The sequence below is a fragment of the Bradyrhizobium sp. genome, assembly GCF_027307225.1.
GTDB lineage: Bacteria > Pseudomonadota > Alphaproteobacteria > Rhizobiales > Xanthobacteraceae > Bradyrhizobium.
The window spans coordinates 1-21,576 of sequence record NZ_DAHUXJ010000030.1; the positions used below are offsets into that span (position 1 = coordinate 1).

At 58.4% G+C, this 21,576-nt stretch carries 21 protein-coding genes, 1 tRNA gene and 1 pseudogene; 8 read left to right on the plus strand and 15 right to left on the minus strand.

The features are described 5' to 3' along the window. Positions 1-901 (minus strand): heavy metal-binding domain-containing protein (locus M6D32_RS05210; RefSeq protein WP_298254175.1); only part of this gene is annotated, 901 nt, incomplete at its 3' end. 218 nt (positions 902-1,119) lie between these two features. Between M6D32_RS05210 and M6D32_RS05215 the strand changes: the two genes are divergently transcribed. From M6D32_RS05215 to M6D32_RS05225, 3 genes are all read left to right on the plus strand, one after another. Further along, positions 1,120-1,395, plus strand: coding sequence for a metal-sensitive transcriptional regulator (locus M6D32_RS05215; RefSeq protein WP_298254048.1), 276 nt, complete (start codon positions 1,120-1,122; stop codon positions 1,393-1,395). Positions 1,396-1,532: 137 nt separating this feature from the next. After that, the gene (locus tag M6D32_RS05220; RefSeq protein WP_298254050.1) at positions 1,533-1,685 is read left to right on the plus strand and encodes a hypothetical protein; all 153 of its coding nucleotides are present in this window, start codon (positions 1,533-1,535) and stop codon (positions 1,683-1,685) included. 137 nt (positions 1,686-1,822) lie between these two features. Further along, the gene (locus M6D32_RS05225; protein WP_298254053.1) at positions 1,823-1,966 is read left to right on the plus strand and encodes a hypothetical protein; all 144 of its coding nucleotides are present in this window, start codon (positions 1,823-1,825) and stop codon (positions 1,964-1,966) included. Between the two features lie 92 nt (positions 1,967-2,058). Here the strand turns inward: M6D32_RS05225 and M6D32_RS05230 are convergent, their stop codons facing one another. Further along, a complete protein-coding gene (locus M6D32_RS05230; protein WP_298254176.1) occupies positions 2,059-2,739 on the minus strand; it encodes a ParA family protein in 681 nt (226 codons plus the stop codon). Positions 2,740-3,086: 347 nt separating this feature from the next. On the opposite strand from M6D32_RS05230, the gene M6D32_RS05235 reads away from it, so the two are divergent. Together M6D32_RS05235 and M6D32_RS05240 are read left to right on the plus strand one after the other, a co-directional pair. Next, positions 3,087-3,602: a hypothetical protein gene (locus M6D32_RS05235; protein WP_298254055.1), complete on the plus strand. Its 516-nt coding sequence runs from the start codon at positions 3,087-3,089 to the stop codon at positions 3,600-3,602. Continuing rightward, positions 3,599-4,282 (plus strand): cytochrome c oxidase assembly factor Coa1 family protein, encoded by a 684-nt coding sequence (locus tag M6D32_RS05240; protein WP_298254057.1) that lies wholly within the window; start codon positions 3,599-3,601, stop codon positions 4,280-4,282. Before M6D32_RS05235 ends, M6D32_RS05240 begins: the two co-directional genes overlap by 4 nt. Positions 4,283-4,695: 413 nt before the next feature. On the opposite strand, the gene M6D32_RS05245 is transcribed toward M6D32_RS05240, so the two are convergent. Further along, positions 4,696-4,778 (minus strand) — tRNA-Ser (locus M6D32_RS05245). Between the two features lie 296 nt (positions 4,779-5,074). On the opposite strand from M6D32_RS05245, the pseudogene M6D32_RS05250 reads away from it, so the two are divergent. From M6D32_RS05250 to M6D32_RS05260, 3 genes and pseudogenes are all read left to right on the plus strand, one after another. Beyond that, positions 5,075-5,284 (plus strand): annotated as a pseudogene (locus M6D32_RS05250) (integrase); the annotation flags it as partial. Positions 5,285-5,587: 303 nt separating this feature from the next. Beyond that, positions 5,588-7,228, plus strand: coding sequence for a glycosyltransferase family 39 protein (locus M6D32_RS05255; protein WP_298254061.1), 1,641 nt, complete (start codon positions 5,588-5,590; stop codon positions 7,226-7,228). Between the two features lie 145 nt (positions 7,229-7,373). Then, the gene (locus M6D32_RS05260) at positions 7,374-8,204 is read left to right on the plus strand and encodes an NAD(P)-dependent oxidoreductase (RefSeq protein ID WP_298254063.1); all 831 of its coding nucleotides are present in this window, start codon (positions 7,374-7,376) and stop codon (positions 8,202-8,204) included. Between the two features lie 1,029 nt (positions 8,205-9,233). Here M6D32_RS05260 and M6D32_RS05265 read toward each other — a convergent pair. The 12 genes from M6D32_RS05265 to M6D32_RS05320 form a co-directional block, all read right to left on the minus strand. Beyond that, a complete protein-coding gene (locus M6D32_RS05265) occupies positions 9,234-9,920 on the minus strand; it encodes a class I SAM-dependent methyltransferase (protein ID WP_298254065.1) in 687 nt (228 codons plus the stop codon). A 51-nt stretch (positions 9,921-9,971) separates the two neighbouring features. Beyond that, complete coding sequence (locus M6D32_RS05270; protein ID WP_298254067.1) at positions 9,972-10,793, minus strand: class I SAM-dependent methyltransferase; 822 nt, start codon at positions 10,791-10,793, stop codon at positions 9,972-9,974. Between the two features lie 74 nt (positions 10,794-10,867). Then, on the minus strand, positions 10,868-11,716 hold the full coding sequence (locus M6D32_RS05275) for an SDR family oxidoreductase (protein ID WP_298254069.1): 849 nt from the start codon (positions 11,714-11,716) through the stop codon (positions 10,868-10,870). A gap of 16 nt (positions 11,717-11,732) precedes the next feature. Further along, positions 11,733-11,918, minus strand: coding sequence for a hypothetical protein (locus M6D32_RS05280; RefSeq protein ID WP_298254071.1), 186 nt, complete (start codon positions 11,916-11,918; stop codon positions 11,733-11,735). A 1-nt stretch (position 11,919) separates the two neighbouring features. Continuing rightward, a complete protein-coding gene (locus M6D32_RS05285; RefSeq protein ID WP_298254073.1) occupies positions 11,920-15,174 on the minus strand; it encodes a radical SAM protein in 3,255 nt (1,084 codons plus the stop codon). A 120-nt stretch (positions 15,175-15,294) separates the two neighbouring features. Beyond that, positions 15,295-15,723 (minus strand): TIR domain-containing protein, encoded by a 429-nt coding sequence (locus M6D32_RS05290; RefSeq protein ID WP_298254075.1) that lies wholly within the window; start codon positions 15,721-15,723, stop codon positions 15,295-15,297. A gap of 85 nt (positions 15,724-15,808) precedes the next feature. Next, positions 15,809-16,747, minus strand: a complete 939-nt coding sequence (locus M6D32_RS05295) for an NAD-dependent epimerase/dehydratase (protein ID WP_298254077.1) — start codon at positions 16,745-16,747, stop codon at positions 15,809-15,811. A 27-nt stretch (positions 16,748-16,774) separates the two neighbouring features. After that, positions 16,775-17,521 carry a sugar phosphate nucleotidyltransferase gene (locus tag M6D32_RS05300; RefSeq protein WP_298254079.1) on the minus strand — a complete coding sequence of 249 codons (747 nt, stop codon included), beginning with the start codon at positions 17,519-17,521 and terminating at the stop codon, positions 16,775-16,777. 9 nt (positions 17,522-17,530) lie between these two features. Next, positions 17,531-18,703, minus strand: a complete 1,173-nt coding sequence (locus tag M6D32_RS05305) for a DegT/DnrJ/EryC1/StrS aminotransferase family protein (RefSeq protein ID WP_298254081.1) — start codon at positions 18,701-18,703, stop codon at positions 17,531-17,533. Continuing rightward, positions 18,700-19,689, minus strand: a complete 990-nt coding sequence (locus tag M6D32_RS05310; protein WP_298254083.1) for a transketolase C-terminal domain-containing protein — start codon at positions 19,687-19,689, stop codon at positions 18,700-18,702. The genes M6D32_RS05305 and M6D32_RS05310 overlap by 4 nt, the downstream gene beginning before the upstream one ends. Continuing rightward, positions 19,679-20,644, minus strand: a complete 966-nt coding sequence (locus M6D32_RS05315; RefSeq protein ID WP_298254085.1) for a transketolase — start codon at positions 20,642-20,644, stop codon at positions 19,679-19,681. Before M6D32_RS05315 ends, M6D32_RS05310 begins: the two co-directional genes overlap by 11 nt. Continuing rightward, positions 20,580-21,575, minus strand: coding sequence for a galactokinase (locus tag M6D32_RS05320; protein WP_298254087.1), 996 nt, complete (start codon positions 21,573-21,575; stop codon positions 20,580-20,582). The genes M6D32_RS05315 and M6D32_RS05320 overlap by 65 nt, the downstream gene beginning before the upstream one ends. Position 21,576 lies beyond the last annotated feature (1 nt).

The window sequence follows — 21,576 nt, forward strand, 5'->3', positions numbered from 1 at the left end:
CATCTATGGCGGTGCGACCGGCAAGCACCACCCCGTCCACCGGAACACCATCGCCCGGTCTCACTCGGAGCCGGTCGCCGACCGCCACCTCGGCCAGCGGGACTTCCTCGTCGGTGTCGTCCTTGCGCAGGCGCCGCGCCGTCTTCGGCGCGAGATTCAAAAGGGCGCGGATGGCACCTCCCGTCTGCTCGCGGGCGCGCAGCTCCAGCACCTGTCCCAGAAGGACGAGCACGGTGATCACGGCGGCGGCCTCGAAGTAGACCGCGACCGCGCCATGCATGTCGCGGAAGCCAGCCGGGAAAAGCTGCGGCGCAAACGTGCCGATCACGCTGTAGAGATACGCGACGCCCGTTCCCATCGCAATCAGGGTGAACATGTTGAGGTGGCGTGAGGCGACTGAGCGCCAGCCGCGCGCGAAAAATGGCGCCCCGGCCCACAGCACCACCGGCGTCGACAGCGCAAACGAAATCCAGTTCGACCAGGAGGGCGAGACAAGGTCCATCGCGCCGAGATGGCGGCTCATCTCGAGCACGAACACCGGCAGCGTGAGCGGCAGCGCGATCCAGAAGCGCCGCTTCATGTCGATGAGTTCGGGATCAGGCCCCTGATCGAGCGACACCTGCTCCGGCTCCAGCGCCATGCCGCAGATCGGGCATGTTCCCGGCCCTGCCTGCCTCACCTCGGGGTGCATCGGGCAGGTGTAGATGACGCCGGCGGATGCGCCCTCCGGCTTCTTTGGCGCGGCCTGCATCGGCGCGGCGCGCTCTTGAGATGGCTTCGGCTTGTTGAGAAAAGATTCCGGATCGGCCTGGAAGCGTTCGCGGCAGCGACCGCTGCAAAAAAGATATTCCTGGCCCTGATAATCAAAGCGGTGTTTGGCGGTCTCGCGCTTGACCTCCATGCCGCAGACGGGATCGATCGCGACCTCAGCTTCCTGACCGACTGAGCTTTCATGCTTGGCGCCGCAGCACGAACTGCCAGATGCCTTGGCGTGATCGTGAACGGGGTGATCATGGCCCTGATGATGGCCGGCGCCCGCGCCATGCCCCTGTTCGTCCTGCGCCATCTTTTGACTCCGCTGGTCTTGAATTACATACCCTAGGGGGGTATATGAGGCCTATGCGCGAAGAGATCAAGGCTTCCTGCCTGAAAAGACTGAAACGTATCGAGGGCCAGGTCCGCGGGCTTGCGGGGATGGTCGAAGACGACCGTTATTGCATCGACGTGGTCACCCAGATCGCAGCGGCCAAGGCGGCGCTTCGCCGCGTCGAGGAGGAAATCCTGCGCGACCACGTCGCCCACTGCGTCGAGCATGCCATCGTGTCCGGCGACAAGGTCGACCAGCGCCGCAAGATCGCCGAGCTGATGGATGTGATCGGCCGCGCCGACCGATAAGCCGTGGAGGGCGTTTACGCATTCCCGCTTGGTTAACCGCCGCTGAAGCGCCCCGTTAAAGTCCGCCTCATCCGCAAGTCCTTAATCTTAGGACTTCGCGGCTATTGGTTTCGTCCAACCAGGACGGGGGCGACACCATGACGACTGACGTCAGATCAGCCACGCGCTTTGCCAATTCCAAATGGGCCGAGAGGAAGCAGGATTTCCTGATCGTTTCCTCGTTCGGACTGTGGGCGGTGCTGCTCGGCTTTTCGCCGGTGCTGGCCATCAACTTCCTGATGGGAAGTTGAGCCAACGCCGCCGCTTGCGGCGGCGCTGGTTAACCGGCGATGGCGAAACGATCTGCAAAGCGAACGAGCTCGCGCCCGACCTTTTAACCCGGATCGAATACGTTTCCCCGACAACAAAAAGAAAACGCGGGGGCGTTATGGATACTCTGGAAGCGCAGGAAGATTCCGACTCCAAGCGAAGCGGCTTTTGCACGCAGGACATCGTCTGGGCAGTCGGCGTCTGGTCGGTCATCCTGACCTTGTCGCCGGTCGTGATGTTCTACGTGCTGATGGTGAATTGATCTTCACGCACGGCGCTGCCTACAGGCAACATCATCCCGCGTGAGCGCCCCTGCCGGGCCCACGCGGGATGACGTTGCCGTGCAAGCGCGTCTCAGGCCGCCTGCTTGTGCATCGTGCCGCTCGCCGATGCCGTGCCGCGAATTGCCTTCACCGAACGTTCGATCGCCGCCCACAGCCTGCCGATCTCCGCCGCCGCGCGGCCTTCGGCAAAATACTCGCGGGCACCTTCGCCCTTGCCGAGCGCCATCAGCAGGTCGGCACGGTTGGTGATCTGCCCGCCCCACACCGGCGCGCGGAACTTGGCCAGCTGCTCGCGTGCGATGGTAACGATGCGGCTTTCCACCTCGTCGCGCCGGGCCGGCGCACCGTTGAGAACGACTGCATAGGGCTTGCGCGCGGAACGGCACATGTGAATCGTTTCCTGCACGGCGTTGACGTCAAAGACGCCGGGCCGCGCCGGAATCACAACCATGGTGGCATTCTTGATCGCGTCGTCGACCACGGCCGACAGATTCGGCGGCGTGTCGATGAACACCCATTCGTAGCCGTCGCGCTTGGCTGCAGCGACGATACCGCTGACCGAATTGACGGCGGTCTTGATCTGCGGTTCGTTGGTGCCACGCAGCTTGTGCCACAGGGTCAACGATCCCTGCGGGTCGGCATCGACAAGCAGACATGGCTTGGTCGTCTTATGGACATGCGCAGCGAGGTGAGCGGCAAGGGTACTTTTTCCCGAGCCACCCTTACGCGACGCAAAAACTATAACGTTCATACTCTTCGCCTCCAGATTGACCCCAGGAAGCGAAAATGAATCAGCACGCTGATTCGTGGAAGAAGAATTTGGCGTCAAATGTGGCGAAGCCACCGAATAACCGGCGACGTTGCTTTTCAGGTCATACCCCCCGACTGCCGATCCCCGCATGACACCGGGGGATTTCAGCGGACGAAAACGGTAACGGGTAGCCGCCTGGTTCGGCGCCACTGACATTCGCAAAAGCGCCGCACTAATCTTCCGCAACCGTGCGCATGCGAATCCGGTGATGTCTCGGCTTCACAGAGGTCTCCTGCGGATGGAAGTACACCCGGCAACTCGGACTGAGTTCGGTCTGGCGCCTCACCATGCAGGCCGTAATCCGCGAGACATCCGGAATCTCAGAACCGCACAACCGGAACGCATCGCCCATGCAGGCCTGTTGCTCCTGCATGGTGTATGACCATCCGGCGGCGGGCCACGCCCCCGCAACGATGGTCGCGACCACCGCGAGCTGCTTTATTCGACTCGAGAAGGCACCCATGTTTCCCCCAAACCACCACCCCGTGCAAATAGTGAGCGAGCGCGATGAAGTTGGCAAGCAAGCCTTCGCAACAAACATCGGCCAAGCATCAGCTATCGGTGGAAAGCGTAGATTGCAGCACAAGATGAGCATGAGTTCCGTTTCTCGAACTCATCGAGCGACATCGTCGACAACGTTTCGAGCTCCGGAAATTTCGCACGCATCGGCGAATCAGAGCGCGTCGATTGCGGTGCAGCGACCGGAATTTTTCCGGCTGACTGACTCGTTCCAGCCGTGTCGCGCCGGCAACAAACAGGTTACGCTCGCGGCAATCGACTCAATCTTGAAGCACATGAAATGACCGAGCAGACCTTGCCTCTCGATTCGAAGGAAGTGCCGGCGGAAATCGATCGCTGGAACTGGGGCGCGTTCCTGCTGAACTGGATCTGGGGCATCGGCAACAACACGTTCATTGCGCTGCTGGTCTTCGTTCCCCTCCTCGGTCTGGTCATGCCGTTCGTGCTCGGCGCCAAGGGCAGCCGCTGGGCGTGGCGCAATCGGCATTGGGAAAGCATCGACCATTTCAAACGGGTGCAGCGCGCCTGGGCGAAATGGGCCGTGATCATCTACTGCGGTGTGATCGTTCTGTTCGGCGCGATCTTCGGCGGCACCTTCTATCTCCTCAAGCACTCCGAGGCGTACGGGCTTGCCGTATCAAAGCTCGAGGCGAGCGCGGAAGTCGCCACGTTGCTCGGCACCCCGATCATGACGGGCTTTCCAAGCGGCAAGATCAGCACAAACGGCGCAAACGGAGCGGCAGCCCTGAGCTTTGCGGTGAGCGGCCCGAAGGGCGCGGGTCGCGCTTTTGCCGAAGCGACCAAAACGAACGGCAGATGGTCGCTCGTCAGCCTCAAGCTGAAGATCGATGGTCAGGACCGGCTGATCGACCTGCTGCACCCCACACGGGCGGAGATTGACGGCTATCGCAAGCTGGCGAGCTTTGGCGGTGCAGTGCCGTTGCATCAGATGGACGGCATGTAGTCGGAGATTGCGATGAGCCATCGAATTGGTTTGGGGTTGGCTGCTCTTTTCTTCCTCGCAATCAGCATCGGAAGAGCCGATGCCGAATGTATTTGCCAATGTGTCGATGGGCAAATGCAGCCGCTTTGCCAGAACTCGATTGATTTGCCCCCGATTTGTCCGGCCGTGATTTGTCCAATCACGGCCCCCTCGATCGCTCCGATAAATCCTCCAACCATTCCACCGATCGGCACGTCGCAATGTCGTCAGGCAAGGGTGTGCGACAGTTTCGGACACTGTCAGTGGCAACAGGTTTGCCGGTAGCCCCGCCAGAGCGAACGTGCTGTGGCTCTTATTGGCGCTGCCATGTCGGGCTTGAGTCTTTGACGGATCGTCTTCGTGCGCCCGGGCAAGATTCATACCGCTGAAGGGGCTGGTACAGTTGGGTGGGCTCGAGCCACCGACCTCCTGTTCCACAGACAGGCCGACCCCTCCGAAACGCGTACGCCACGACCGCCGCCAGTACGAAAAGCTATGTGATTTCAGTAGTCGATTCCCGCCAGCGCCCGCCTTACTTACTCTCCAATTTCCGTTACGGTGGTTGCTAGATGGTAGCTAGCGGGGCGAGCGATGGCTGTGCTGGGCATAACGATTCGGACCGTACAATCGCTTGCGCCAGGCGAAACGATTTGGGATGCCGGACACAAAGAGGCCGTCCGGGGTTTTGGATCCAAGGCTGCACTCGACGGGCGGATTCGGACGGTCCGTCAGAAAGCGGCAGGTGCTTGGGAAAAAACGGAACCTCTGCCCACTTGGTGTGTGCACGATCTTCGGCGCACGGCTGCCACAGTAATGGCTGATCGGTTGGGGGTTCTTCCGCACATCGTCGAAGCGGTTCTGAACCACGTTAGCGGACATCGGGCGGGCGTTGCCGACATCTACAACCACGCCCGGTACGAAGCGGAAATTCGTGCTGCCCTATGCGCTTGGGCCGACCACGTTATGGCGATTGTGGGGCACTAAATGCAGCGGCTGGAGCGCGAGCGTTTTAGCGGTGAATTACTTGAGGACCATCTGCGCGGCCAGCAGCAAGCGATCAGCAGCCTTGTGTTTGCAGCAGCGAGGACGACGCTTGCAGACGGAAGGAATGCTAAGCTTCCTAGTGGTTGATGCAGCAACAGTCGTTATGCGAGGAGGACGAGAGATAAACACGTGGTTTCCTCTACCCGATACCGCCGCTATCCGCTTGTAGCAAGTTGCTCTTGGGCAGTCCCTCGTTATAGGTTTGCGGCGCGACACAAAGACCTGACTTCGCTTTTTTCCGCAATGAACACTTTTCCCTTTGATTTAAATTCCCCGGAAAGGGCTACCCGCTCGGACATTTCGCCCGCGCGTTGGCGAGAACCGTTTTTGCGCCTGCTTGACGGGGTTGAAGAGGGCTGGACTATTCCGCTGCTTCTGGTCGGATTTGCCGCCGTTTGGATGGCTTTTCTTGTGATCGCTTATCTGGTTGGCGATTTGCATTCGGATGTGTTGGAAGCTTGGACATTTGGGCGCACCTTCGAGTGGGGCAGCTCTAAGCACCCGCCGCTGATGGGATGGGTCGCGCGCGCATGGACATCAATCTTTCCGCTTACCAACTGGTCACTTCAATTGCTGGCCTTGACCAATTCCGCAATTGCGTTGTGGGCCGTCGACCTAATCTCGCGCCGTTTTGTAAAGGGAGACAAAAGAATAATCGTACTGCTGCTTCTTATGCTGCCGCCGATCTATCAACTCCTGGCGCAACGCTTCAATGCCAACACGGTTCTCTTGGCCGTATGGCCTATCGCTACGTATTGCTTCTCGAGGTCATTTGAGGCACGCGACATCAGGTGGGCCATTGCCGCCGGCGCAACGGCCGCGCTAGCTATGCTGGGTAAATACTACTCGGTTTTCCTGGTCGGCAGCTTTGCCTTCGCCGCACTCTGTCACCCTCAACGTCGCGGTTATTTCGGATCGCCAGCCCCCTGGACTTCTGCCGCGGTCGGTCTTGTCGTACTGGGGCCGCACCTGCTTTGGCTCGCGACAACGGGCGCGGCGCCCTTTTCATATGCTCTTACGGAACATGCAGGAAAGGCACTCGTCCCTGCACTGACCGAAGCGCTTCATTTCATCCTCGGCGTGGGACTCGGACTAGCCCTACCTGCTTTGGTGTGGGCCGCGATCGCAGGAAGGCGCTTGAGGATGCTTCCTCACGACTTTCGCAAAATGGGGCCAGGATTGCTCCTGCTGTTTTTCGTCGCGGTCGGGACAATCGCGCTTCCGGCTATCACCGCCGCTGTCCTGGGCACCGACATGCCCCCGATCTGGGCAGCACAGGGTCTCTTTCTGTTTTGCGTTCTTGCTGTCTGTAGCACGAGCTATTCCATAGAATGCTACTATACCGTCAATCTGGTTGTCTTCGTCGCCAGCATCGCATTGGTCGCCGCATTCGTGGCAGCGCCAGTTCACGCCTTCTACCGCAACACGCATCCGCTAAATGAAGGCCGCAACTTTTATCGGTTGGCGGCGAAAGAGCTTACCCGTCAATGGCATCAGGAATCTGACGTTCCGCTTCCGATCGTCGGCGGCGACGAAGGGCTGGCGCTGGCAACCGCGTTCTACAGCCCGGATCACCCTGTCTACGAAGGGGAGCTTGTTTGTCCGAAAAAGGATGAATTGCCGAAATCGAAGATCAGCCGAGGGTGGGCGGCCCTCTGCTTCGCCCTTGACGAAGGTTGCATCTCTCGAACCAGGGTGAAAGCTAGCCGCGCACCTCGAACTGTTGAGAGCGAATTCACAGCGCAATCGTCGTTGATTGGCCATCCGGGTGCCGAGCAGCGCTTTAAGGCTTTCATCATTCCGCCCTCCACGGTCGACCTCGTTACATCGCTTTCGTCGGAAGATTTGGCCGTCAGCCGATGTAAGAGAGGAAAGCATCCCTAGCGACCCGGCTAGCTCTCTGATCTGACCCGATGCCCTTTTGCATAGAGTCCTTATGCATTCGTGAAGTGGCTCAGAGGGTCTGTTCCCTATTCCCGGTCAGATTGCAGTGCTAACAAGGCTCACGACTGGCCGGGAGAACTCGTTGATGGAAGCTCTGGTTTTCGGGGCATCAGGAATGGTAGGCGAGCTGATCCTGGAACATCTCGCCGCAGGGAGGAACAAGGCCATCGGCATTTCCCGGCGCATGGAGAGGCAGGAAGATTGGCTGGTGGCTGATCTGGCCCAGCCTGACACATTGCAACTTCCGAAAGTCGACGTGGTTTTCAGTGCTGCGCCGACATGGCTTTTCGCGAAATCGGCGCACAAAATACTTCGCTCCGAGCCAAAACGAATCGTCGTCATCAGCTCGACCAACGTCTTTACAAAGATCGATTCCAGGGACGAAGCTGAGCGCACTTCGATCCTGGAATTGATCGATGCAGAAAAGCGAATCATCGATCAGGCAAAGGCCCAAGGGGTTGAATGGACGATCCTCCGCCCTACCCTGCTCTACAGAGAGGGACGGGATCATAACATCACGCAAATCGCGAGGATCATTCGTCGGCTGGGTTTCGCCCCCCTGTACGGCGCAGCCGCAGGCCTGCGTCAGCCGGTCCATGCCGAGGATTATGCGATCGGCGCCATCGCCGCTGCGGAATCATCGAAGGCCGCAAACCGCAGTTATTGCACGACAGGCGCCGAAACGATCCCCTATTACGAGATGGTCGGCCGTATTTTCGACGGCCTGTCGCGCCGTCGACGCCTGTTGCACCTTCCGCCGTCGATCTGGAAGTCGGCCTTTGCGGTCGCGAAACCTCTCTTCCCGGATGTGACGCCTGTGATGGGGGAACGGATGTTGAAGGACATGGCGTTCGATTCTTCGGCGGCGATCAGCGATTTTGGCTGGAGCGCACGAAAGTTTGCGCCGTCTTTCTGAAGAGGCGAGCGATTCGGCTCGCGCCCGTAAATGCCGCAAAAGCTTCCTTTTTCAAGCAATTGGAACGCTGCGAGGCTCCGCAAGCAGATCATCAACCCTTTCGGGTATAACGTCAGTTGTATTTGTCATGAAACTTGTGGTTTCGCTACAAAGCGATCAAAACGAGGTGCATCAGCGGTCTACAAAATCTTTATCAATGTGGGTTTTGGTAATCGCGGGTATCGTTTCGACGAACGCTATTTCTCGTCCGCCCGGGGGGTTGGCGATGACGTCAACCCATGCGGCATACGGCCCCTTGCAAGACGTTCGCGGGCGCTATCGCCGAGACGGCCATTGTCGGAGAGATCGACTGCCCTAGACCCCAGGCGGATTCGGCACCGTGACGATCACTAAGTCGATGACGATGACTGCTCTGGGACTTTTGGATCGGCTCTTGCGACGGGCACCAATGGCGCCGTCGTTAATTGTGCAAATGTTGTCGCCACCTTACGTGGGATTTCGATCAACCGCGGAGGTTCCGGCCTCAACGGCGTCCGGTTCCTGAACGGTGTCCAACTGACCGTCGAGCACTGCATCATCTCCCGTCGTTGCAACGATCACGAATTCGCGACTTGCGAGCGCAAATGCTGGCGTGAATGCGTCGGCGTCCGGCGAACAAGTCACCGTCGACACGTCGACACTGGTCAACAACAATAACGCGTTTGCGGTTGCCTCAGGCTCCACAGTACGGCATCTAACAATCTCATCTACAACCACGGTACGAATTTCAACATTACAACTGACGGGGCGGTCCTGAGCGCAGGTAACAACCGGACTACACCCGCAGGAAGCAGTGCGCCGAGCAGGTCAATTCCGCTGCAGTAGGATCGCGTTTCGCCAAGGCCTCGTGCGTCCAGTCAAGCGCATTGCCATAGCGACCGGACGAATTCATTTTACCAAACACGGCCGCGCGATTGATCGGGCGCAACATGGCTACGAATAGAAGCGATAATTGCGAGCGCAGCCAGCGTTAGAAAAGAAATTAAGGTCTCAAGTCGAGGTAAGGTCCCATAGCGTCCCTGGGCCGTGTCTGCCATCGGGCAATGTTACCCCCTTCTCCGCCCACAGCCGCGCCGCCCCCCCAAACACTTCATCAACAGCGAGGATGACGCCGGGGTGCCAATCCCGAAACAGAGGTCCGCCTGGTATGTGATCCCCATTCCGGGCCTTCCAGAGCAAGTCACGGTTCGCTTCCGTGACCCGCGTTTCGCAATCGTGGCCGCAGAGTATCCCGCCAAGCCTCACTTTTCGCCGCCAAGCCAGAATATCGGCGCGTACGCAGTCATAGGCGTGGTCGGCATCGATGAACACCATGTCGACACTGCGATCGGCAAAGCAGGCTGCGGCAATGGTGCTCGGCATGCGGTGCGCCTCGACCCGGTCGGCGCCACCAGCTCGCCTGACATTCTCCCAAAACGACTCATATACGTCATACGTCGCCAGTAACTCGGCGTGTTCAGGAACACTCGACGAACCCTCCCATGTGTCAACACAATGTAGGCGCCCGCGAAAGCGCTTGACATGCTCAATCAATATTTGAGTACTTCCCGAACCGAGCCAGCTCCCAACTTCGACGATGGTTGGAGAATCGACCGTCAACTCGGCGAGGATGTTACGGAAACAGGCCTGATCAAAATCACCGAACGAGGGATAATCTTTCAGATAGAGCACTTTCATCATACTGAACCCCTGGCGGTACGATTTGCACGCGAAGCTCGCGCGCAAGCGCTATCTAATCCCTAGCAATGCCAAATGCGTATCCTGCCAGTGCGGCGACATCGGCTCTGTCGACAGCTCGACTACCCGCGAGAATCCCATTTGCTCAAAAGCGAGATAAAGCAGCTTACGCGACAACGTCGTTACGTCGAAACAGTTTGGAAACATGTTCTGATAATATCGATTCACCGTGTGAAACCTGATCGACAAATCGTCGTCCTTGTGACACGGCGTCAAGACGAAGAGCGCTGTCTTCGCTGCTGATCCAAGCCATGCCAGGTGACGCAACGGCTCGGAGAGATGCACCAGCACGGCAACCGATAACACGAGATCGTGCTGCTCACTGGCTTTCAGCTCACCGTTGTAATCCCATACCTTGAACTCGGCACGAGTGCCGCAAATTTCGTTTAAGAGATCAAGCGTCTCCGCATAATCGACCCTATCGTAGCCCACCGACTGCACCGCGCCGGCGCGGGAAAAAGAAACTGGAAAGTACCCAGCATTGCAACCTACGTCGAGCACCGAAAGCCCCGCAACCCCGCCCGTAAGGGTCGTGATCTGCCCGATCACGCTATCGTAAAAGGCGGCAAGCATCTCGTTTGTATGCAGGAATTGGTCCGCTTCGGCAGGCTTCACGAGGGCGGACGCGGCATATTCGGAGATACCGGGATCGAGCGAGGGGCAATAGACGGTCGGCGGATCCGCGCGAAAGCCTTGCACAATGCTCAATCCCGCACCGCAGTAAAATCCATCGGAAAGCTGAAATGGTTGGTAGTTGAACAAACCGCGCATTGCCAGCACCTTTGCGCGTTCAACATGGGCAACTGACGCCACAGATCTTAAGTCCATCGACTATCCTCTCGATGCATGCATTTCCTATTCGGAACAGAAACGAAACTTCTTGGTGGTCACGGCAGCAGTGACTTCTCCCATGCTTTTGAATAAGCAAACTCAAGATGGCGGCCGTCACGCGCGAAAAAGCGACCGTTCGGGCCACCGGGCGGATGCGAAAGCAACGCGAGCGTCGCGGCAACGGCGGTGTAAGGGCTGACCGTCGAGCCTTGGTTCATCTCACTTCTCGCCTCGCCTGGATTGAGAACGTTGATCTGGACGTCGGCCGCAGGATGACGCGCGGCGGTCTCCGCGGCGAGCGAGGCTCCAAGCGAATTGAGAGCAGCCTTACTCACATTGTACGGGCCGAAGCCGGGCGTGCCCGCCCAACCGGCTTCTGAGGTAAGCAACAGCACCCGGGCTTGTCCCGTGCCCAGCATCAAGGGGAGCGCGGCCCGCGCGGTCAGCCACGGGGCCGTCAGATTACTGTCGAGCAGCGACTGCCAGTTCTCCCTGCGCAAATCGGCAAGTGGCCAGGGTGTCGATCGGGATTGTGGCAAGGCGGCGCAGACGACAAGGCCGGATAGAATTCCGAACCGGTTAGCTATTTCGTCGGCTGCACCGGCAACTTGGACCTCGTCACGCACGTCACATGAAAGAACCGTCACGGAGGCCGGATCAACACCAAGGCCGCGCATGGCCTCCCTCGTTTCTTCCAGCTTCTCGCGGCGACGACCCGTCAGGACGGGCCGTCCACCGGCAACGGCCAAGATGGTGGCTATCGCGGCTCCAAAACCGGTGCCAGCGCCCGTCACCCAAAAAACCTTGCCAGCGAGCGCGTTCCAGCGTTCCGCGGGTAGACCGAAGTGGTGGACCGACCAGTCGCGCGGGTCGCAATATTCAAGAAGCCCGACTGTTGCGGTCATGAGAACTTTCCCGCGTTCAACTACGCCGGGAATCACCGTCGGCAAGCTCGGCGTTGCGCCGCTCGGCTTCGCAAAGACAATAAGTCGGCGTTCCGTATGCGAGTGCCTCGCTTGAGCCGTCGGCATAGTGCGCGGTTACGCTATAGCTGCCGAACATGCGCGTCGGTTGGGCCTCGTAGCGTAACACCGGCCGCTTGTTCATTCTAGGCTGCGGCCACTGCATTCCGCTGCTCGCTGAGGAAGTTGATCTCGTTGATCACCACGTCACGGGCGACATCCTTGATAACACCAGGCATCTCGGTCACGTCGACTTCGGTGAGGTCGAGCGCACCGAGGGCGATCGGTATGCCGTAAACCCAACCCTCGTAGCCGACCACGTTGTAGTCACCCATCGACTCAAGGAGGATCGGTTCGGGAAAGAACTCTTCGGCCGGACCTGTACCCCTCTCGGCTTGTTCGCTCACAGCCCGACGCCTAAGCCCGCCGATCTGCTCCTCGATCTGATAAGTAGCTTCCTTGGCGGTGTTGGCAACAACGAGACCCGGTATGGCCTCTACATCAAAGTCATTCCAGTCCAGATAAACGCCGTGCGGAACCCCATAGAAGCGGCCATCGAATTGCACCAGATTGTAGTTTTCGATAGTGCGCAGGAGATCCGGTGTTGCATCCTTGCTGGCAACAGAGAACACCACGATATCGGTACCGGGGATGACCTCTCCGCTGTTCCCGCGGGCAGCGTTCTTGCCGAACAGCGATCCCACGCCCTGGGTCCGCGCTCGCCGGATGAGGCTACGAAGCACAGCAATGGCCAGCTTGCCGCCATTTGACGACATAGGTAGCAAGCGCTCGACCATGACGGTCTCGCGAATCTCAGCCCGCACGGCACTTGGCAACAGGTTGAAGGCGCGGTGCCAGAGCGAACGCGGACGGGCCGGACCGGAAAGGTGATTCCTGTCCGCCACTGCCTCAGCACCAGTCGCCTTGTCGGAAAACGCTCGATCAAGTTCGTCCTTGGCGATCGCGTAGTCCTGCGCCTCGAAGCTGACGATGATCGGAGCCAGCACCGCTGCGGCCGCTGGCGTTTCTCCAAGCGTGCTGCCGGCCTTGAAGTAGCTACCCTCGGCTCGTTGCTTTTCCTGGGCATCGAAGTGACCCCGAGAGTCCGCCCACTTGGCGACCAGTTCGATCTCCGCCAGCACCGCCTGCTCATCAGGATCGATCACGACGCCAGATCGGCCGGCGACATCCTCCTTCGTCAGATCGATCGGTCCGAGCCCAAGCGGCAGCGCGTAATAAAGTCCCTTATAGAAAACGACATTGTGGGTTCCAAGCTGGCGCACCAGCCGCGGCACTTCACCGCCGACGACGGAGATCTCCTCTTTGGCGGGCTTGCTCGACTTCGTCTCACCTGCCGACCGTCCAGCGCTAGACTTCGCACCACCCGCCCGGTTACGGTCACGAGCATATTTGACGTCTTCGATCACCCGTGCCGCCCACTCACCGACCGGGAAGCCGGCCTCGTGCAGCGCAAGCACGATCTTTTCGAAGCGCTCCTTGCGGACCTGGGCGTCAATGTAGGGGCCCGTCGAATACCATAGGTCAGCCGGTACCACTTTGGGATGTTTCGCGTAAAGTGCCTCCTTCGGCTCGCGGAAGACAATGTTGTGACTCTCGGGATCGAGCCAATAAACGCCACCGTTGACAAGAATGAGCGGATTGATATTCGCCAGCCGGCCGATGTAGTTCCGGTTCTTGAGAATTAGTTCGATACCCTCGTCCACATCGGCATCGGTTTCGCCCGGCACGCCTATGACCCAATTGACCTCGGTGAAGATACCGGCTTCCCAGCAATCCCGGAGGTTTTGCGAGACCATGTCCGGCGTATAACCCTTCTTCTGCAAACGCAGTGTATTAGCCGAGAATGCGTCCACGCCGAAACGGAGCGCGACAAAACCGGCCTGCCGCAGTTTCTGGAAATAGGCCCGGTCGCTCTTCTTGTGAATCCGCAACTGCCCCGTCAGCTTGACATTGACGCCGCGCCGGATGATTTCGTCACAGATCTCCAACACTTTTTCAGGCATACCATTGAGATCGCTCTCGTTGAACATAAAGAGCGTGCACCCCTGGCCCGCGAGCCATTCCAACTCATCGACAAATTCTTTGGGATCCCTGATCCGCCAATAGAATCGCTCCGCGCAAAAGGTGCAGCGGGACCAGCGACAGCCCCGGCTGGCGATCACGGGCGTGAGCTGGTAACCGTTGAAGTTGCGGTAAAGGTTGAGATCAAACCATTCATACTTTGGCGCTTCGAGCGCCGACAAGTTGTGCGGCATGGGAGCCGGAATGAACGGGATTTTTGGATCATCATGCTGCGATACGATGCCGGCAATATTTCGCGGCCGCTCGCCGCGGGCCAGAGCCTCGATCAACGGCCCAACCGTGAGGTCGGCCTCGCCGATACACATATAGTCGGCCTGGGGAAACGACTTGAGGCCGATGTCAGCGTTGTAACAACTAAATCCGCCGACTACGACGACGAGGTCCGGAAGCTGCTCGCGTACCAGATTCACAAGCTTGCTCGAAAACGCCTCGCTGCATTGTTGAACGGACAAGCCCAAGACCTTTGGCTTGGCCCGCACGATCTCATTGGCTGCCTCGACGATGATCGGCATGAAATAATCGATCACTTCGGGCATGGCCCAGAAATCGTAGTGTTCAGCCTGCCATGGATCGACCGGCAGCACGCGCCCGCTCGGCAACACCACTCGGCCGCCATCGTCGAACAGCCGTCGCACGTGGTAGCGGTGGTACGTTATGATATCGAGGTCAAAAACGGCAAAGGACACGTCGGCCGTCTTTAGCGCGTTGTTCACGTAAGCGAGCCCATTCGGCATAAGCGCCAAGTTGCGTGCCGGACAGTCGAGCAAAAGCAGATCCTTGCCCTCGGGCAATTTCACATCCGGAATTTCGAGCGGATAGATATTGCGCTCGATCGGCGTCCACGCACGCAGGGGGACGATCTTGCGTGCGACCTCTCCCAATATGCTCGGATCGACGGTCTCAAGATCCGGTGGGAGCTGGCGACGCATCTGCATGCGCTCGAACGACAGCGTCTCGCAAACAAACACACAGTCGATTTCGTCCGGAATCGCGTCCACCGGAAACTGAGGTAAGCCCTGGGCGGCGACCGGCACGGCACTCCGAAACGGAATTGCAGCCTTGATGTGGGATTTGAGCTGGGGAGCATGCTTGAGCATGTACTCCAGGAGGGGGCCATGCGCCATGACAGCCAGACCCCGCTTTGAAACCAGCACCGCACACAGCGTCTCAACCAGCACGCGCTCTTCGGGACTGTCATCAAAGCGGAAGCATTGATGCACACTGAAATGAACACGCGTGCCGTCGATACGGGCAGATCGCGATCGGCTTCGAGCCTTGATCAGGACTGATGCAGTCATTTCGCTCTCTCAGGCACGCCTCACCGGCCGTTTCGTCTTTTGGCCGGAGGACGATTGAACTTATCATCTTCGTACAGGGACGCACACCCAAAATGTACAACTATCAGATGAGCCCGCCGGCTAGACCGGGCTCCTCGATGCGGCCAAACTCTCCAGCGTCTTGACAATGTCGACGGCATTCCAGCCGACAATCGCGTCTGCGAGAGCCGCGGCCACTACGGAAACTGTGTCCGTTCCATGGGCCGGAAGCGCGACCACAGGTTTCATGTGTACCCTTGAAAGCTCAACCTCGAGTTCTAGCCAGACCCGAGCACTTTTTACAGCATAGACGCCATCCAGCAAGACCGTACCAATCACTGGCCGTATCTGCCCATCGATCCAGCTTCGAACCGCTTTCGCACCCAATTCCGTATTTGGATCAAGCGCCGGATCGTACCAAGGAACACTGAAATTGCGCCACTTGATCGATTTTTCGGCATCCAGGAGGTTGGACAAGCGGATCCAATCGTCGTGATAGCGCCAAGCATGTGTAATGAAGATATCGTACATTGCTGACCTTGCGCCCTTTGCACTCCCTACGGCATCTCTAAGTCATCAAGTCGGCGGCCATAGCTGTCCGACCGATCCCGTCAAATCATACGTTGCCGTACACACTGTTCCTGAGCATGACGAAGCCTTTCAGGAGCTCCTGAATGCCGCGGTCAAGCGAATATTCCGGCTTATAGCCCGTCGCTTCGATCTTTTCGTTGGACACAACATAGTTCCGCTGATCGGGATCGCGGCCAACCTGGGCATCGACGAAGACGAATTCCGGCACGAACTTCTGGATGTGCTCGCAAAGCTCTCTCTTGGAGACATTGGCGTCGGAGAGGCCCACGTTGTAAATCTGACCGTTCAACCGCTCGAAGTTCGCCAGACCGTGCTCAAAGACCCGCGCTACATCCTGGACATGGATATAGTTGCGCTTGAAGTGGCTTTCGAACAGCACCACGAAACGATCGTTGGCGGCGCGATAGGCGAAGTCATTGACCAGGAGGTCGAGCCGCATCCTTGGCGACATTCCGAACACCGTTGCCAGACGAAAGCTGATTGCGTTCCCATGCGCCATCAGCTCCTTTTCGACCGCCACTTTTTCGATGGCATATTGCGAGATAGGCATCAGCGGCGATTCCTCGGTGCAGTAGTTGTTCTCGCCGCCAGAGCCGTAAGCACTGTTCGTCGTCGGCATCAAGATGCGCTGCTCCCGCGAGACGTGCTTCAACATCAGCGTTATGGCGTCGTGGTTGGTCGTTGTCGCGCCGATCGGATCCTGCTTGCAGAGAGGTGCCCCGACGAGCGCCGCCAGCGGAACGATCACGTCCGCCTTCTTCAATAGCGGCAGCATCGTCTGCTCGGAGCGGATATCGCCTCTCGTAACGACAAAATTGTCGTAGCGACAGCAATTATTGAGGCTCGTCTGCTTGAACAAGAAGTTGTCGACGACAGTCACATGATGGCCGGCATCGAGCAATCGGGGCACAAGCGTCGACCCGATGTAGCCCGCTCCGCCGGTTACCAGAATATTGTAACGCATTTCGCCGAATCTCCTGGATAAGCCGCCTCAGCCATGGGGAATGCTCTTTGTGGCTTCGCCAAATCGGAGCACCGCCGGTTCCAAAATGTTAGCGGCGCGCCGATAATCAGCGGGCAGCCCAATGTCGATAAATGCGCCGCCGTGACGGAACCCATGCAAGGAAGATTTCCGATCAAGCAGCGCCGGAATAATCTCGCCCTCAAGCGAGACCTCGCCTTTGAAGCGACCAGCGATCGGCTCAAGCACGCCCGGTGAAATCAAATAGACGCCGCCGTTGGCCCAAACGACGCCTGCACCTGCCGGACCAACGAGCGACGTCAGACGATCGTTGGTGTCGAGGCCCACTCCCATATAGCGTTTGGTGTCGTTCGTCCGAAACAATCCGAGCGTCCAATCGGAGCTCCTTGCCTCGTGCAAGCTCCGCAAGTCCGATAGCGGCAGGTCGAAAAACGTATCGCCGTTGAGCACCAGAAAAGGTTCGCCAATCCTCAATTGCCCCATCGCCAGAAAAAGTCCGCCGCCTGTTCCCAGTGGCCGGTCTTCCACGGCGTAGTCGACGGGCACGTCGTCAAAACGATCGCCGATCTCTTCGATCACCTTCCCCGCCATGTAGCCGACGGACAAGACGAACCGATCGACGCCCTGTCCGACCCAATAAGACATCAAGTATGCGAGAAAAGGACGTCCATTGACGGGCGCAAGTGGCTTGGGCAGGTCGGCGACTTCGGCACGAAGCCGCGTACCTTTTCCGCCCGCAAGAATGACCGCTTGCATTTTTCGTTCTCAATTGACCGCGTTGATAACGTCGCAGATTTCGTCGACTTCTCCGAGACTGAGGTCAGGAAAATTGCCGATATAAAAACCGAAGAAGTGGATGTGGTCGACCTCAGGAAAACCCTTGTGATGATCGGGTGGAATCACCGGACGCAGGTATGGCTGGCGAAGTTGATTGCCTCCGCCCGCGCTGCCTCTGCGAAACTCAATTCCGGCCTTTCGAAGCGCAGCCATCAGTCGTTCGGCATACTCAAAATCCGGCTTACGGATCACCAGATTGAATGCATAATTGCTCGAGCCCTCGGTCTTGAAGTCCGTGCGAAACTTCTCCGAATTGATGCGCGAAAGGAAGTGCATCAGGTTGTCGGTGCGTCGTCTGACATTGGTGTCCAGTCGCCGCAGCTGCCGGCGGCCGAGTATCCCGCCGAGCTCTGTGTTCCGAACGTTGTAGGCGGCATGGGCAAAGATGAAGTCCGGGTTGAGGTCCGGGTGTCGCTCCACATAGGCGCTCTTGACAGCGGCATCGCTCGACTCCCGCACCATTCCGTGCGACCTGAACATCCGCACGGCTTCATAGACGTCACGGTCATTGGTGGAAATCATCCCGCCTTCGATGGTCGTCATATGATGGGCATAGTAGAAGGAAAAGTTCGCGATCCAGCCGAAGGTGCCAAGCTTCCTGCCGTTGTGGGTGGCTCCGTGAGATTCACAGACATCCTCGATCAGCGGCACGTTGGCAAGCTCGAGTTGCTTCAGAAGATCATCCGTCAGTCCATCGAACCCCTGCACATGAGTAATGAAGACGGCCCGCGTCTTATCAGTCAGCGCGGCGACGACCCGGGCGGGATTCATCGCCAAAGTCCTGGGATCGATATCGACGAACACGGGCGTGAAGCCGTTTTGCAGGACGGACGCGATATCAGAGACCCACGTCAAGGGAGGCACAATGACTTCACCGCCGTCAGGGTGCCGTATTTTCAGGATTGCGAGCGTGAGCAAATTGGCCGACGCACCAGAATTGACGAGGACGCTGTACCTGGTTCCAAGCCAATCGCTCCATTCTTGCTCGAAAGCCCTCACATTGGGACCGTTGGTGAGGATCGGATCGTCCTGTTTGAGGTACTCGATAAGAGCATCCAGGTCTTCCCGAACGATATTGTTGCGCATCAGAGGAAACTTCATCGCCGAGCACCGCTTGCGGCTTTTCCCCTGCCGTTCGACAAGTCGAGCAGACGCTGCGTTATTACGTCCGGCCCTATTCCTACCTGCTCGTGCAACTCTGCCCTCGTCCCGAGGTCGAAACGATATCCGCCTTCGACACCGATACCGATCAGCTTGACGTCCAGCGCGGTACGCCGAATGAAGTCGCCCAGCAACGCGTCAACGCCCCCCCGGCCGGCGAACCCCTCTTCCATGCTGACCACTGTTTGATAGCGCATCAACTCGGTTCGTAGCTTCTCGGCAGAGAAACGAGCAAGGTCGAACAGGTCGATGACGCCGATCTCCAATCCCAGCCGCGATAAACGATCGGCAACGATAAAGGCCGTGTGCAGCATATATCCGGTGGCCACCAGACAGATCCCGCTTTCCCGGCGATGGACGTTGAAGCCGTCTTTCAGATTCGGTGCGATGCCATCAGCATAGATTGCGGCCAGAACCTGGGCGTCAAGGCGCAGGTATTTGGGGCCCAACACGCCAACGCACTGGTCGAACAGGGCGGCGGCCGCAACATGGTCTGCGGGCGACAGCACCTGAAAATTCGGGAGCGCCCGCATCAGGGTGATATCTTCATAGCATTGGTGCGTTGGCCCGGACACGACGTAGCTGTATCCCGCTCCCACCCCGATAAGATTGAGATTCATGGGGCGAACGGTCGACAGCAACGCTAGGCTGACCCGGATTTGCTCGAAACAACGCATGGTGATGAAGGGAGCAATCGCGTAGGCGAACACCGTATAGCCTTCGAGGGCGAGGCCGGCGGAAACATTGATCAAGTTCTGTTCCGCAATTCCCACATTGACAAACCGCTCGGGGAAATCTGCTCGAATGCGATCGAGAACAGGCGATCCAAAATCGGCCGATACGAAGAATATCGACTTGTCTGTCGCCATTGCGTCGTGAATCCTGCGCAATAGAGCATCGCGCATCGCAATTGGTTTAGCCGACATCGTCGTTCGCCTTCAGGAGCGAATCGAGCAAATCCGGCTTTGGCGCAAGTATGTGCGACAATGGCTCGTTTTCTAAGCCCGGCACGCCTCTGCCCTTCAACGTGCGCGCGATGAGCGCTTTCGGCTGACCGCCAGCTGTGGTTTTGAGTCGCATGAGCGCGTCCTGAATGGCCGGCGCATCGTGACCGTCGACCTCGCTGCAATTCCATCCGAATGACTCGAGGCGACCCGCCAAGCCCTGATGCGACACGATCTCATCGGTATATCCGAGCATGCTGATGCCATTGTTGTCGACGATCAGATGCAGGTTATCCAGCTTGTGCTGGCACGCGAACATTATGGCCTCCCAGTTTGCGCCCTCGTGCAGCTCGCCATCGCCGCAAACCACGAAGACACTTTGCCCGCTTCGCTTACGCTTGAGGGCAAGTGCCATGCCCGAGGCGACGCCAAGGCCATGACCGAGAGATCCGTTGACGGTCTCGTAACCGGGAATGATCGGGTCGGGAATACCGCCGAGGATCCCGCCCGCCTTGCAGACCATCTGCAGTTCCTGCATCGGAAAAAAGCCAAGGTCCGCGAGGATCGGGTACATGCATATCGAACCGTGGCCTTTGCTGATCACGCATCGATCGCGCTGCTCCCAGCGGGGATCTGTGGGCTTGAATTCGAGAATTCCCCCATAATACAGCGCGACAAAAATCTCGATGGCCGATAGCGAAGACGCTATCCTTGTCTCGGGAGCGCGGCGGTGGATGGCCAGCGTCTCCCGCCAGACCCATTTCGCCCTTTCCTGCAGATCGACAGAGTTGCTGATCAAGACAAGTTCCTTGAGCCTCAGCGGTTTCCCTGGTGTGAGCCAAGTGCGTACCCGGCTTTGCTCATATGCATTATCATATACCGTTCGGCTGATAGAGAACGACCCGGCTGCCGCCGTTCTCGAACTTGAAAGGCACATGGATCAAGCCGTTGAGCCGCTCCCGTATCCTGACATGATCTCGCGGATTTGCGAACAGCAGCATGAAACCTCCGCCTCCTGCTCCAAGAAGCTTTCCGCCGATTGCACCGGCATCGCGCGCTGCATTGTAGATTTCATCGATCTCGGGTGTCGTGACCATGTTCGACAGCGTGCGCTTGTTTTGCCAGGCTTCGTGCAGCAGTTCGCCGAAGGCCTGGATGGGCACAGATGGATCGGTGAGAATATTCAAGCCTTCATCCACAGTTTCCCTGATTCGATCAAGCTGCTGACGCCGCGCGTGAAGATTGTCCAGCTTCGACCTGGCCACCTCGGAAGCGAAACGCGAAAATCCTGTAAAACATAGCATAAGCTGGGCAGCGAGTTCATCCTTTCGCTCCGTCGGCACGATAACCGGCCGGACGTCGAACGAGCCATCATGGCGAAACTCGACGACATTCAGACCGCCATAGGCCGCCAGTATCTGATCCTGCGAACCGACATTTTCCTTGATCAGGTCCTGCTCGATGTGAATTGCGGTTTTGGCCAGATCATCCCGGTTGGTCATCCGCCCGTGCAGGGCTTGCAATGCATGGACCAGACCGACCGTGAAGGACGAACTTGATCCAAGGCCAGATCGCGCAGGCAGATCGCCGTCGTGATGGATTTCCAGGCCGTCTTCGATCTTGGCCCATTCAAGCGTCGCCCGCACAGCGGGGTGCTGAATTTCGTCGATGCGCGAAACATTCTCGATCTTGGAATAGACGATGCGGTGCTTGTGCTCAAAAAACGGCGGGAGCCGGCGGCACGTGATGTAGCAATATTTGTCGAACGTGGTCGCCAGCACGGCGCCTCCGTGCTCTCGGAACCATCCCGGATAGTCGGTACCGCCTCCGAAAAACGAAACCCGGTACGGCGTCCTTGTAATGATCACT

Bases quoted from the DNA above. Each gene is read 5' to 3' on its own strand.
- M6D32_RS05275 (WP_298254069.1), bottom strand. From the start codon at position 11,716: ATGACCGCAACAGTCGGGCTTCTTGAATATTGCGACCCGCGCGACTGG.
- M6D32_RS05240 (WP_298254057.1), top strand. From the start codon at position 3,599: ATGACCGAGCAGACCTTGCCTCTCGATTCGAAGGAAGTGCCGGCGGAA.
- M6D32_RS05290 (WP_298254075.1), bottom strand. From the start codon at position 15,723: ATGTACGATATCTTCATTACACATGCTTGGCGCTATCACGACGATTGG.
- M6D32_RS05300 (WP_298254079.1), bottom strand. From the start codon at position 17,521: ATGCAAGCGGTCATTCTTGCGGGCGGAAAAGGTACGCGGCTTCGTGCC.
- M6D32_RS05215 (WP_298254048.1), top strand. From the start codon at position 1,120: ATGCGCGAAGAGATCAAGGCTTCCTGCCTGAAAAGACTGAAACGTATC.
- M6D32_RS05280 (WP_298254071.1), bottom strand. From the start codon at position 11,918: ATGAACAAGCGGCCGGTGTTACGCTACGAGGCCCAACCGACGCGCATG.
- M6D32_RS05235 (WP_298254055.1), top strand. From the start codon at position 3,087: ATGCAGGCCGTAATCCGCGAGACATCCGGAATCTCAGAACCGCACAAC.
- M6D32_RS05220 (WP_298254050.1), top strand. From the start codon at position 1,533: ATGACGACTGACGTCAGATCAGCCACGCGCTTTGCCAATTCCAAATGG.
- M6D32_RS05285 (WP_298254073.1), bottom strand. From the start codon at position 15,174: ATGACTGCATCAGTCCTGATCAAGGCTCGAAGCCGATCGCGATCTGCC.
- M6D32_RS05255 (WP_298254061.1), top strand. From the start codon at position 5,588: ATGAACACTTTTCCCTTTGATTTAAATTCCCCGGAAAGGGCTACCCGC.
- M6D32_RS05265 (WP_298254065.1), bottom strand. From the start codon at position 9,920: ATGAAAGTGCTCTATCTGAAAGATTATCCCTCGTTCGGTGATTTTGAT.
- M6D32_RS05230 (WP_298254176.1), bottom strand. From the start codon at position 2,739: ATGAACGTTATAGTTTTTGCGTCGCGTAAGGGTGGCTCGGGAAAAAGT.
- M6D32_RS05260 (WP_298254063.1), top strand. From the start codon at position 7,374: ATGGAAGCTCTGGTTTTCGGGGCATCAGGAATGGTAGGCGAGCTGATC.
- M6D32_RS05295 (WP_298254077.1), bottom strand. From the start codon at position 16,747: ATGCGTTACAATATTCTGGTAACCGGCGGAGCGGGCTACATCGGGTCG.
- M6D32_RS05315 (WP_298254085.1), bottom strand. From the start codon at position 20,644: ATGTGCCTTTCAAGTTCGAGAACGGCGGCAGCCGGGTCGTTCTCTATC.
- M6D32_RS05310 (WP_298254083.1), bottom strand. From the start codon at position 19,689: ATGTCGGCTAAACCAATTGCGATGCGCGATGCTCTATTGCGCAGGATT.
- M6D32_RS05305 (WP_298254081.1), bottom strand. From the start codon at position 18,703: ATGAAGTTTCCTCTGATGCGCAACAATATCGTTCGGGAAGACCTGGAT.
- M6D32_RS05225 (WP_298254053.1), top strand. From the start codon at position 1,823: ATGGATACTCTGGAAGCGCAGGAAGATTCCGACTCCAAGCGAAGCGGC.